Source organism: Lachnospira pectinoschiza, assembly GCF_020564355.1.
Classification (GTDB): domain Bacteria; phylum Bacillota; class Clostridia; order Lachnospirales; family Lachnospiraceae; genus Lachnospira; species Lachnospira intestinalis.
Window position 1 is genome coordinate 295248 of sequence record NZ_JAJCRR010000001.1, and the last position, 12118, is coordinate 307365.

Below are 12118 nucleotides of genomic sequence, written 5' to 3' on the forward strand. Positions count from 1 at the left end.
GGAGGAAATGATGAAGGTTCAGGCAGTTACGGATGTAGGACGGGAGAGAAGTGTCAATCAGGACTACGTTTATTATTCGCTGACTGAAACCGGCAGTCTGCCGAATCTGTTTCTAGTAGCAGACGGAATGGGAGGACATAAGGCGGGGGACATGGCATCAAGATATACAGTAGAAACATTTGTATCGCTTGTGCAGGATTCAACGCTAAAAGACCCGGTTTCGATTATTAACAATGCCGTAACACAGGTCAACCGCAGGTTATTACAAAAGGCAGCGGAATCAGAGAATTATGAAGGAATGGGAACGACATTGGTAGCGGCAACCGTGTATGATAATATTTTACGGGTTGCCAATGTCGGAGACAGCCGGTTATATATTTTAGGAAATGAAATTACACAGATTACAAGGGATCATTCTCTAGTGGAAGAAATGGTCAGCATGGGTGAGATTAACAGGGAACAGGCACGTAATCATGAAAAGAAAAATATTATTACAAGGGCAATTGGCGGGTATGATACCGTGGAGGCCGAAATGTTTTCCGTTGATTTAAAGCCAAATGACTGTATTCTTATGTGTACGGACGGACTGAGCAATATGGTTGAGGATGCGGATATTTTAAAGATTGTAAAGTCTGCCCCGGATATTGAAACCGCTGCGAAAAATCTGGTCGCAGCAGCCAATGCAAACGGCGGAAAAGATAATATTACTGTAATGATTATAGAACCGTAACAGGAAAGGTAAATGGTAGGATGTTAAGAAAAGGAATGTTTTTAGCGGACAGATATGAAATTCTGGAGCAAATCGGAAACGGCGGCATGTCTGATGTTTATAAGGCAAAATGCCATAAGTTGAACCGTTATGTTGCAATCAAAGTCTTAAAGCCGGAATTTAGCCAGGATACCAGTTTTGTATCCAAGTTCCGGGTCGAAGCACAGTCGGCAGCAGGGCTTTCACACCCGAATGTTGTCAATGTTTATGATGTAGGCGAAGAAAACGGAATTCACTACATTGTCATGGAGCTGGTTGAGGGAATTACCCTGAAAAAATATATTGAAAAAAGAGGAAAGCTTCCTTATAAAGAGGCAGTCAGCATTGCCATTCAGGTTGCTAACGGTATGGAAGCAGCACATAAGCACCATATTGTACACCGTGATATTAAGCCACAGAATATTATTATTTCCAAAGAAGGCAAGGTTAAGGTAACGGATTTTGGCATTGCCAAAGCAGCAACTTCAAGTACAATTAATTCATCAGCAGCCATGGGCTCTGTGCATTATATGTCACCGGAACAGGCAAGAGGCGGATATTCGGATGAGCGCAGCGACATTTATTCATTTGGTATCACACTGTATGAAATGCTTACCGGAAAAGTGCCGTTTGACGGTGATACAACCGTCGCGGTAGCCGTACAGCACATTCAGGATGCAATTCCTGCGCCGTCGGAGATTGCGGAAGATGTACCGTTAAGCGTGGATAAGATTGTTTTAAAATGTACACAGAAAAAAACAGAGAGAAGATACCAGACGGTGTCTGATCTGATTGCGGATTTGAAAAAGTCCCTTGTCATGCCGGAAGAAGACTTTGTTAAAATTGCACCGATGTATGCACAGCAGACAGAGCAGCCACAGAATTCTTCCGATGAGGAAGACGACATTGAAGATGATTATCTTAATGATGATGACGATGATTTATCAGACGGACTTACAGATGATGAAGATGATGACGACGATGATGATGAAACACTGGATATTGACGATGAGAATAACGATAAACTTGATAAGATGACAAAGTGGATTGGTGTCGGTATCATTGCGGTTATTTTAATTATTGCTGTATTTGTGATTGTAAAGCTGGTAGGCGGTGTTTCATTTGGCGGAAAGAGTGAAAAAACAACAGCGCAGACGACACAGGCAAATGCTACAACAGCCTCTTCCGAAAAGGTTTCTGTTCCAAACGTAGTCGGCAAGACAGAAGACGAAGCCAAGGAAGAATTAAATAAGGTCGGACTCGGCTATAAGGCAAGTTATCAGGCTTCCTCAACCGTTGAAAAAGGCAATGTCATTTCCCAGGGTACAAAGCAGGGTACATCCGTTGCAAAAAATACAACGATTACATTAACCATCAGTTCAGGACCTGACAGCGTAAAGGTCAATAATGTTGTCGGTATGTCTGAGTCAAAGGCAACATCAACATTAAAGAGTGCAGGATTTTCGGTAGATGTGGAATATGATTACAGCGATTCTGTAGAACAGGGGAATGTTATCAGCCAGTCGCCTTCTGCAAATGCATCGGCATCAGAAGGAGATACCGTAACAATTACAGTCAGTCAGGGTAAAAAGGTCAGCTATGCAAAGATGCCAAATGTTATCGGTCTGACAGAAGATGCTGCAAAGCAGGCAATCAAAGACCAGGGACTCGTTCCGTCTGTAACATATCAGTCCACCTCCGGTACCTACGGACTGGTAACGGCACAGGGTTACAATTCAGGCGAATCTTTAGAGAGCGGTACAACCGTAACAATCGTAGTCAGCCACTATCAGAAGGCAACAGAACCTGCAACAACGGCAGCAAGCCAGTCTACAACCGCAGCCGTCAAGACAACGGCAGCTTCCGGCAGTAATACGGCACAGTAACAGGAGCGTGTATGCAGGGAAAGATTATTAAAGGCATTGCAGGATTTTATTATGTTTATGCGGAAGAAACGGATACCATTTATGAATGTAAGGCAAAGGGCATTTTCAGAAACCGCAAAGTAAAGCCGCTGGTCGGCGATTTGGTTGCAATTGAAGTACTCGATGAAGAACAGGCAAAAGGTAATATTACGGAGATTCTGCCAAGAAAAAATGAATTAATCCGTCCGGCATCAGCAAACGTAGACCAGGCAATGGTTATTTTTGCGGCAGCAAATCCTGAGCCGAATTTTCATTTATTGGACCGCTTTTTGGTGATGATGGATTATCAGAACGTACCGACCGTGATCTGTTTTAATAAGGAAGATTTAATCGGAGCAGATGAAAAAGAGCATCTGCGGGAGATTTACGCAGGCGCGGACTGCCAGATTGTTTTTACCAGTACCTATGAAAAAACAGGAATTGATAAAGTATGTGAGATTCTTGAAGGTAAAACAACGGTACTTGCAGGGCCTTCCGGTGTGGGAAAGTCCTCTATGACCAATCTTTTACTTCCTGATGCAAGGATGGAAACAGGCGGCATCAGCAAAATCGGCAGAGGACGCCATACGACAAGACATTCCGAGATATTTCATATCAGCGGACGGTCGTATCTGATGGACACACCGGGATTTACTTCAATGAATCTGCCGGAGTTGGAAAAAGAAGACCTGCGTTTTTATTTTCCAGAATTTGAACCACTTGAGGGCAGCTGCCGGTTTAACGGCTGTGTGCATATGAATGAGCCGGACTGCGCCGTAAAAGCGGCAGTTTCTGATGGAAAGATTCATAAAATGCGCTATGAGAGTTATACTACAATGTATCAGGAATTAAAAGAACAAAAAAAGTATTAAAGAAGGAATCAAAAGAAACATGAATATTTTATCACCATCGCTCTTATCGGCGGACTTTAAAAAACTGGGAGAGGAAATTGCAGCTATCGACAAAGCAGGCGCGGAGTACGTGCATATAGATGTCATGGACGGACAGTTCGTACCAAACATCTCATACGGCATGCCGGTCATCAAATCCATCCGTTCATGCACCAAAAGGGTGTTTGATGTGCATTTAATGATAGATGAACCCATCCGTTATGTCAAAGACTTTGCAGACTGCGGAGCAGATATCATCACTGTACATGTCGAAGCCTGCAAAGACGTTGCAGCAACCTTAGAGGCAATTCGCCAGCTCGGCGTAAAGCCTGCAATCACCTTAAATCCAGATACTCCGGTATCAGCCATAGAACCGTATCTGAATCAGGTTGATATGGTACTGGTGATGAGTGTCGTACCGGGCGCGGGCGGACAGAAATTCATCCCGGAATCCCTCGATAAAATACGCCGCATCAAAAAACTGCTCGATGAAAACCAGCTTCATGCAGACATCGAAGTAGACGGTGGAATCAACACCGACAACGTCAGAGCCGCCCTTGATGCCGGTGCCAACATCATCGTAGCCGGTTCAGCCGTCTTTAAAGGCGATGCTGCCGAAAACGTAAAAAAATTCAAGGAACTGATGTAAAAGCAAAAAATATGCCTGTCAGATGCGTCAAGTAACACGGGTATCTGACAGGCATATTTTTTTGCTTATACGTTGAAGCGGAACAAAATGACATCGCCGTCTTTTACGACATATTCTTTTCCTTCCAGACCGACAAGTCCTTTTTCCTTGGCGGCTGTATAAGAACCACAGTCCAATAAATCCTGATAGTTGACAACTTCGGCACGGATGAAGCCGCGTTCAAAATCGCTGTGGATTTTTCCGGCAGCCTGCGGCGCTTTCGTACCTTTAACGATTGTCCATGCACGGGTTTCGGTTTCACCGGCAGTTAAGTAACTGATCAGACCGAGGATACGGTAACTTGCGGCAATCAGCTTATCAAGACCGGAAGAACTGATGCCTAAGTCTTCTAAGAACATTTTCTTTTCGTCATCATCCAGTTCGGAGATTTCCTGTTCAATCTGCGCGCAGATAACGAAAACTTCGCAGTTTTCCTTTGCTGCAAATTCACGTACAGAAGCTACATATTTGTTGGAAGCACCGTCATCCGGTAAATCATCTTCTGTAACATTGGCAGCAAAGATGACCGGTTTTGCTGTTAATAAGTTATATTCTTTCATGAGTGCTGCTTCATCATCGTCTTCCAGTTCAAAATTCTTAGCCAGATTTCCGGCTTCAAGGAAAGCAATCAGACGTTCAATTAAATCACATTCTTTTAAAATTTCTTTATTGTTGTAAGCTGCTTTTTTCTGTTTTGCAAGACGTCTTTCCAGAATTTCGATATCTGAAAAGATTAACTCCAGATTAATCGTTTCAATATCACGGAGCGGGTCGATAGAACCGTCTACATGGACAATATTGGAATCTTCAAAACATCTGACAACGTGAACAATGGCATCAACTTCGCGGATATTGGCAAGGAACTGGTTTCCAAGACCTTCACCCTTAGAAGCCCCCTTTACAAGCCCTGCGATATCAACGAATTCGATGACGGCAGGGGTAATCTTTGCAGAATTGTATAATGCTGCAAGCTTGTTTAAACGTTCATCCGGAACGGCAACGACACCTACATTCGGGTCAATGGTGCAGAACGGGTAGTTGGCAGATTCAGCGCCAGCTTTTGTTAATGAGTTAAAAAGCGTACTTTTGCCGACATTTGGCAAACCTACAATACCGAGTTTCATAAAATCTCTATCTCCTTTGTTTTTATGGGGATTTCCCCTGATTTTTAAAAATGTCAGATACAACCGTATATTTTACTATAAAAAAGCATTGAATTCAACATGGTAGTGCCAACTTTAGAAAAAAATGAAATCTTTCCGATAGGCAGGTACAACAAAAAAGCAGTCATCAGGGTGCAGAATACGCGGAAGATGTCAAATCCGGTGGATAACTTTCAGACAGGCGGAAAAACTGTGAATTTAATGCGTTAAATTCTAAAAAAACACTTGTATTTTTCCACAAATAAGTATAGAATTGACTCTAAAGTGGTGGAAAGTGGTGGCAAATGGTAAAAAGTGGTAGACGGAGGAACAACAATCATGTTTATGGGTGAATACAACCATACAATTGATGGTAAGGGACGAGTCATTGTTCCTGCAAAGTTCCGCGATGCCTTAGGGGACGGTTTTGTCGTAACCAAGGGATTAGACGGCTGCCTTTTTGTTTATCCGCCGGATGCATGGCAGGCATTTGAAGAAAAGCTTCAGTCGCTGCCGCTGACCAATAAAAACTCCAGACAGTTTGCACGTTTTTTCCTTGCAGGAGCGGCATCCTGTGAAGTTGATAAACAGGGAAGAATTCTTCTGCCGCAGGTTCTTCGTGAATTTGCGGGACTTGAAAAAGAAGTTGTGATGGTCGGGGTTGCCAACCGCGTGGAAATCTGGAGTAAAGAACGCTGGCAGGAATGTATTGACAGCTATGATGACGATATGGATGAAGTGGCAGAGAATATGGAGAGTTTAGGATTTTCTATTTAGACTGCCCGTAAAAAGATGCGTTTTGAAAATGGAGAAAAACATGGAATTTAAACACAAGTCTGTATTATTGCAGGAAACGATTGACAATTTAAATATCAGACCGGATGGAATCTACGTGGACGGAACGCTGGGCGGTGGCGGACATTCTTATGAAATTGCCAGCAGGCTTTCATCCAAAGGAAGACTCATCGGCATTGATCAGGACGAGGCGGCAATTGCAGCAGCCGGTGAACGGTTAAAGCCGTTTGCAGACAGAGTCACCATTGTACGGAATAATTATTGTAATATGGATATGGTATTGAAGGACTTAGGAATTGAAAGAGTCGATGGGATTCTTTTGGATTTAGGCGTGTCTTCTTACCAGTTAGATACCGCAGAAAGAGGATTTACCTATAAGACGGATGCACCGCTTGACATGCGTATGGACAGACGGCAGCAGATGACGGCAAAAGATATTTTGAATGAATACAGCGAAATGGAACTTTACCGCATTATCCGGGATTATGGTGAAGATAAATTTGCAAAGAATATCGCAAAGCATATTGTGGCAGCAAGAAGCGAAAAGCCGATAGAAACTACATTTGAGTTAAATGAAATTATCAAGGCGGCGATTCCAATGAAATGCAGGGCTGTTGGAGGACATCCGTCTAAGAAGACATTTCAGGCGATACGGATTGAACTGAATCATGAACTGGACGTATTGAATAATTCAATTGACAGCATGATTGAACATTTAAATGACAAAGGACGTTTCTGCATTATTACATTCCATTCGTTAGAAGACCGGATTGTAAAGGTGCAGTTTAAAAATAATGAAAATCCATGTACCTGCCCACCGGATTTCCCGGTGTGCGTATGTGGGAAAAAATCTAAGGGAAAAGTAATTACAAGAAAGCCAATTCTTCCGTCAGAAGAAGAGCTTGAAGAAAATAAAAGAGCAAAAAGCGCAAAGCTGCGTGTGTTTGAACGCAGGAGATAAGCTTAAAAGTGTGTAACGTTTTACAAACGTAAAAAAAAATCAGCAGGGAGGAAAGTAAATGGCGCGCAAAAGTTATGGAAACACCATAAAGTATGAAAAAAGAACCGGTTATGTTCAGGGAAATACGGTAAGAAAACTGCAGGTAGCAGAACCTTATTCCAATGATCCGACAAGTATTGAACAGCTTGAGGAAGAACGAAAAAGAAAACGGGAACAGCAAAGAAAGATACGACGTGCCAATAAGATGAACTTTCTTTATACAGTGGCAGTAACGGCAGTGGTAGCTGTGATGTTCGGACTGTGCTACCAGTATCTGAATTTACAGTCTGAGGTAAAGACCAATGCAGCCGCAGTATCTGATCTGGAAATGCAGTTAAATACCCTGACGTCACAGAATGATGAACGTGAAGCACAGGCAGAAGCCGATATCGACTATGATGCAATTTATGATACAGCTGTCAATGAACTGGGAATGGTTTATCCGGCAAAAGGACAGGTTATCCGTTACGCAGCAGGCGAGAGTGAATATGTAAAGCAGTATCAGAATATTCCGAATGCAGACTAAAAAGATACATTGGAGATACATAAATGGTAGAAAGTAGTCAGGAACGTGCAAAACGAAATAAATACAGAAGAAAAAAAGCAATGCTCAAAAAAGTACACAAAAAAGCCGGCATTGCTTTTTTGTGTGTTATGGCAGCACTGGCAGTTTTAGCAGGAAGAATCGCATGGATTAATTATAATCACGGTGATGCATATTCCAAAGCTGTGTTAGACCATCAGACGTATACGTCAACAACAATTCCGTATAAGCGGGGACAGATTCTGACCTCGAATGGAAATATCCTTGCGTACAGCGAAAGAGTGTACAACCTTATATTAGATCCGAAGCTGGTGCTTTCCGATGAGAAGTATAAAGAACCGACCTTAAATGCGCTGGTACAGTGTTTTGGGTTAAACCGTCAGGAATTGGAACAGACATTGGCAGTGAAGAAAGATTCCCAGTACGAGCGTCTGGCGATGGGACTGACTTCGGATGAGATTGCTGATTTTAAGGCACTTGTTGCAGATACAAAAAACAATCCGAATATCAAGGGTGTGTGGTTTGAAAATTCCTATGTCAGAAAATATCCATTTTCAACTATGGCATGTGATGTTGTTGGTTTTGCAAGTGCGGCAAACGGCGGTGAACTGGGACTGGAAAGCTATTATGATGATGAACTTTCAGGAACAGACGGCGTATCCTACAGTTATGTCAATGATAATCTTGATGTGCAGGAAACAACCAAAGATGCCGTAGACGGCAACAATATTGTGACAACCATTGACTATAATGTACAGCGGATTATTGAAAAACACATTGCGGCATATAATGAAGAAAAGCCGTCCAGTGCAACAGCGGTACTGGTAATGAATCCGAATAACGGAGAAGTGCTTGGTATGGCGAGTTATCCGTATTTTGACCTGAACAGTCCAAGAAGTCTTGAAAGTTCGTATTCCCAGGAACAGCTGGCAACGATGTCCGATGAAGACATGACAAATTCGCTGTATAAAATCTGGAGAAATTACTGTGTTTCAGAAACCTTTGAACCGGGTTCGACCTTTAAGCCGTTCACCGTCGCTTCGGGACTGGAAGAGGGCGTAACATATGACGGGGATGTCTTTTACTGTAACGGTTATGAAGAAATCGGAGGTTATACCATCCGCTGTCATGTATACAATAAAACCGGCAAGCATGGGGATATTACACTGGAGCAGGCGCTGATGCAGTCCTGTAACCCTGCAATGATGGATATTGCCGCACGCCTTGGCGGTGTGAAATTCGCCCAGTACCAGAGACTGTTTGGTTTTGGCAGTAAGACAGGAATCGATCTTCCGTCAGAGGAAAACGGTATTATAAAAAAGAGCGATATGTCAGAAACAGACGTTGCAACCAATGCATTCGGACAGAATATCAATGTAACCATGATTCAGATGGGGGCAGCCTTTTCTTCTTTAATTAATGGTGGAAATTACTACCAGCCGCATATTGTAAAGCGTATTGAAAAAGATACGGGTGAAGTTGTAAAGACCTTTGAACCAACACTGGTGCGTCAGACAGTAACGGCTTCAACATCGCAGCTGCTGCGTAAGTATTTAAAATCCACGGTTGATGACGGACTTGCAAAAAAAGCAGGTGTTACCGGTTATTCAATAGGTGGTAAGACCGGTACGGCGCAGAAGGGCAAACGAGAGGATTTAAAATGGATTGTATCTTTCATCGGCTTCGCACCGGTGGATAATCCGCAGGTGATGGTTTATGTATTGATTGATGAACCGGACGGAACAACGGGAACGAGTGGAACTACTTCAGATACGCTGATTTTAAGCCATGATATTTTAGAGGAACTGCTTCCGTACATGAATATTTTCAAAGATGCAGAGGCAGAGCCGGTGGATGCAGCAGACAGTGAAGATGAAAATACAGTCGGCATTACCGTTCCGAATACCAATGTGCAGGATAGTACATCAGCAACACCATAAAAAAGTATAACTCCGGGCAGACGTTAATAAGATGTAATAACGTTTATCCGGAGTTATTTTTATGTGGAAACCGTGGGAAAATGAAAGCGAAACCCAAAGAATACGCAGACAGAAGGAACGTTACAGGGACGATAAGCGCTGGCAGATTATTGATGAGCGCAAAAACGACCCAATGGGCAGGCTGCATACAAGACACCGGAAAAAACTGATGATTTGTGGAGCCTGTGTGTTTCTGGCAATGCTGCTGCTGATTGGCAGACTGGGCTATGTCATGATTTTTCAGGCACAGTATTATCTTTCAAGAGCTGAAGAACTGCATGAGCGGGAACGTGTGATTAAGGCATCCCGCGGAAGAATATTAGATACCAATGGCATTGTGCTGGCCGATAATAAAACAGTCTGTACGATTTCCGTTATTCACAGCCAGATACAGGATGCCGAAGCGGTAATTCATATGCTGACATCTGAATTGGGACTGGATGAAGCACAGGTACGTAAGCGCGTGGAAAAAGTATCGTCTATTGAGCGGATTCAGACCAATGTTTCCAAAGAAACCGGGGATAAAATCCGGGAATACAATATGGCGGGTGTCAAGGTCGATGAAGATTATAAGCGCTACTATCCGTATGAAACGCTGGCATCAAGAGTACTTGGCTTTACAGGCAGTGACAATCAGGGCATTTTAGGACTGGAAGCAAAATATGATGCCCTGCTTTCCGGTAACAGCGGTCAGATTCTGACACTGACGGATGCGTGGGGCATTGAACTGGAAGGGGCGGAAGAAAGCAGAAAAGAACCGGTTGCGGGCAGTGATTTATACACCAGTCTGGATTACAATATCCAGGCTTATGCGGAGCAGCTTGCAGACCGCACATTAGAAGCAAAAGGGGCAAAGCGTGTATCAATTATCGTGATGAATCCGCAGAATGGTGAACTGCTGGCGATGGTTAATGCACCGGAATATAATTTAAATACACCGTATGAATTAAATATAGAGATAACGGAAGAAGACAGCAGCAAATCCAAAATGGATTTACTCAATATGATGTGGCGGAATTTCTGCATTAATGATACCTACGAACCCGGCTCGGTCTTTAAAATGGTAACGGCAACGGCGGCACTTGAAACCGGTGTGGCACATTTAAGTGATTCCTATACGTGCGGCGGCAATACAAAGGTCGGGGATAGAACAATCCGTTGTCATAAAACAACGGGTCATGGTACACAGACCTTTACGGAAACTGTCATGAACAGGAGCGTTTCTGTCCGGAAAAATAAAATAAAGTCCGGGGGAAGAAATTTGTCGAAAAAAGTGAAATTGTGTCTTGTATTTTTAAATTTTCGTATTATACTGTCTATAGCCAGAAAATGAAAGAGGGAACTTAAAAATGAAAAGAGTGAAAAGACCAGAACTTCGTCTGCATGGACAAAAAGTGAGATTAAAAAAGAAACCGGTAATTCTTGCAGTATCCGTATTAGTACTGATTGTATTGCTGGTGTCCGTATCCGTTCATGCAGCTTCTAAAAAGCATACCCAGAAAGTATCTGCGGGAGTGGCAGAGGAAACGGCTGCCGAAGAGAAGTTAAGCGAAGAAGAAACAACGACAGCTGAGGAAGAAACAACACAGGAGGCAACACTGCCCGAAGTGCAGACGACAACGGCGGCAGCACCGCAGACAGACGGTGAAGGAGAATATCCGGGATGCAAAAAAGTGTATCTGACATTTGATGACGGTCCAAGTCCGAATACAACTAAAATTTTAGATATTCTGGACCAGTATGGTGTCAAAGCAACATTTTTTACAATCTGCAGTCCGGGAGAAGAAAATGAAGAAAGCTTAAAACGGATTGTTTCAAGCGGCAATACGCTGGCAATTCACTCTGTTTCTCATGAGTATTCACAGGTGTATGCATCTATTGACAGCTTTAAAGAAGATGTTTTAGGCATGCAGCAGTGGTTATATGAGCAGACCGGCGTGACAACGTGGTTTTACAGATTTCCGGGCGGTTCAAGCAATAAAGTAGCCAACTGTGATATTTCAGACTGTATCAATTTTTTGAATGAACAGGGATTTGTATACTTTGACTGGAATGTCAGTTCAGGGGATGCCAGTGCAAAATGTGTGGATAAGGATACCATTGTACAGAATGTCCTGTCTGAAATCGGAAGCCGTGAAGAATATGTGGTACTGATGCACGATGCCGGTGCAAAGACAACAACGGTGGAAGCACTGCCGGAAATTATCGAGTATTTACAGGCAAATGACTATATGATTCTTCCGATAACGGCAAATACAAAGCCGGTTCAGCACCGTCATTCATAATCGGGATTCTGCCTGCGTAGAATATAGTAAGTCTATACAGGCATGGAAATCCGGATGAATCAGGAAAATGAAAAAGCCATTATGCAGCTGCTCTTAGAAAAGCAGTATATTACGTATGAGGAGTGGTTTATGGCAGTGCAGTA

General features: G+C 43.0%; 10 protein-coding genes and 1 pseudogene. 10 read left to right on the forward strand and 1 reads right to left on the reverse strand.

The genetic code is table 11. The features are described from left to right. The first annotated feature begins 10 nt into the window (after positions 1-10). The 4 genes from LI288_RS01495 to rpe are packed head-to-tail and all read left to right on the forward strand — an operon-like array spanning position 11 to position 4191. Positions 11-730 (forward strand): Stp1/IreP family PP2C-type Ser/Thr phosphatase, encoded by a 720-nt coding sequence (locus tag LI288_RS01495; protein WP_022433458.1) that lies wholly within the window; start codon positions 11-13, stop codon positions 728-730. A 20-nt stretch (positions 731-750) separates the two neighbouring features. Then, a complete protein-coding gene (gene pknB, locus LI288_RS01500; RefSeq protein WP_227089209.1) occupies positions 751-2634 on the forward strand; it encodes a Stk1 family PASTA domain-containing Ser/Thr kinase in 1884 nt (627 codons plus the stop codon). Between the two features lie 11 nt (positions 2635-2645). Then, positions 2646-3524, forward strand: a complete 879-nt coding sequence (gene rsgA / locus LI288_RS01505) for a ribosome small subunit-dependent GTPase A (protein WP_227089210.1) — start codon at positions 2646-2648, stop codon at positions 3522-3524. Between the two features lie 19 nt (positions 3525-3543). Next, positions 3544-4191 (forward strand): ribulose-phosphate 3-epimerase, encoded by a 648-nt coding sequence (gene rpe / locus LI288_RS01510; protein WP_022433455.1) that lies wholly within the window; start codon positions 3544-3546, stop codon positions 4189-4191. A 65-nt stretch (positions 4192-4256) separates the two neighbouring features. Here the strand turns inward: rpe and ychF are convergent, their stop codons facing one another. Next, entirely contained in the window at positions 4257-5354 is a 1098-nt protein-coding gene (gene ychF / locus LI288_RS01515) for a redox-regulated ATPase YchF (RefSeq protein WP_022433454.1), read from the reverse strand. A 357-nt stretch (positions 5355-5711) separates the two neighbouring features. Between ychF and mraZ the strand changes: the two genes are divergently transcribed. From mraZ to LI288_RS01545, 6 genes and pseudogenes are all read left to right on the forward strand, one after another. Next, positions 5712-6149 (forward strand): division/cell wall cluster transcriptional repressor MraZ, encoded by a 438-nt coding sequence (gene mraZ / locus LI288_RS01520; RefSeq protein WP_022433453.1) that lies wholly within the window; start codon positions 5712-5714, stop codon positions 6147-6149. Positions 6150-6189: 40 nt separating this feature from the next. After that, positions 6190-7128, forward strand: a complete 939-nt coding sequence (gene rsmH, locus LI288_RS01525) for a 16S rRNA (cytosine(1402)-N(4))-methyltransferase RsmH (protein WP_022433452.1) — start codon at positions 6190-6192, stop codon at positions 7126-7128. A gap of 58 nt (positions 7129-7186) precedes the next feature. Further along, a complete protein-coding gene (locus LI288_RS01530) occupies positions 7187-7693 on the forward strand; it encodes a hypothetical protein (RefSeq protein ID WP_022433451.1) in 507 nt (168 codons plus the stop codon). 23 nt (positions 7694-7716) lie between these two features. Continuing rightward, positions 7717-9651 carry a peptidoglycan D,D-transpeptidase FtsI family protein gene (locus LI288_RS01535; protein WP_227089211.1) on the forward strand — a complete coding sequence of 645 codons (1935 nt, stop codon included), beginning with the start codon at positions 7717-7719 and terminating at the stop codon, positions 9649-9651. Positions 9652-9823: 172 nt separating this feature from the next. Beyond that, positions 9824-10903, forward strand: a pseudogene (locus tag LI288_RS01540) (peptidoglycan D,D-transpeptidase FtsI family protein); the annotation flags it as partial. A gap of 136 nt (positions 10904-11039) precedes the next feature. Further along, positions 11040-11975: a polysaccharide deacetylase family protein gene (locus LI288_RS01545; RefSeq protein WP_227089212.1), complete on the forward strand. Its 936-nt coding sequence runs from the start codon at positions 11040-11042 to the stop codon at positions 11973-11975. The last annotated feature ends 143 nt before the right edge of the window (positions 11976-12118 follow it).

What these genes read in the sequence shown, in the direction of transcription:
- rpe (WP_022433455.1), top strand. Translation starts at nt 3,544, where the DNA reads ATGAATATTTTATCACCATCGCTCTTATCGGCGGACTTTAAAAAACTG.
- LI288_RS01530 (WP_022433451.1), top strand. Translation starts at nt 7,187, where the DNA reads ATGGCGCGCAAAAGTTATGGAAACACCATAAAGTATGAAAAAAGAACC.
- LI288_RS01495 (WP_022433458.1), top strand. Translation starts at nt 11, where the DNA reads ATGAAGGTTCAGGCAGTTACGGATGTAGGACGGGAGAGAAGTGTCAAT.
- mraZ (WP_022433453.1), top strand. Translation starts at nt 5,712, where the DNA reads ATGTTTATGGGTGAATACAACCATACAATTGATGGTAAGGGACGAGTC.
- LI288_RS01535 (WP_227089211.1), top strand. Translation starts at nt 7,717, where the DNA reads ATGGTAGAAAGTAGTCAGGAACGTGCAAAACGAAATAAATACAGAAGA.
- LI288_RS01545 (WP_227089212.1), top strand. Translation starts at nt 11,040, where the DNA reads ATGAAAAGAGTGAAAAGACCAGAACTTCGTCTGCATGGACAAAAAGTG.
- rsgA (WP_227089210.1), top strand. Translation starts at nt 2,646, where the DNA reads ATGCAGGGAAAGATTATTAAAGGCATTGCAGGATTTTATTATGTTTAT.
- rsmH (WP_022433452.1), top strand. Translation starts at nt 6,190, where the DNA reads ATGGAATTTAAACACAAGTCTGTATTATTGCAGGAAACGATTGACAAT.
- ychF (WP_022433454.1), bottom strand. Translation starts at nt 5,354, where the DNA reads ATGAAACTCGGTATTGTAGGTTTGCCAAATGTCGGCAAAAGTACGCTT.
- pknB (WP_227089209.1), top strand. Translation starts at nt 751, where the DNA reads ATGTTAAGAAAAGGAATGTTTTTAGCGGACAGATATGAAATTCTGGAG.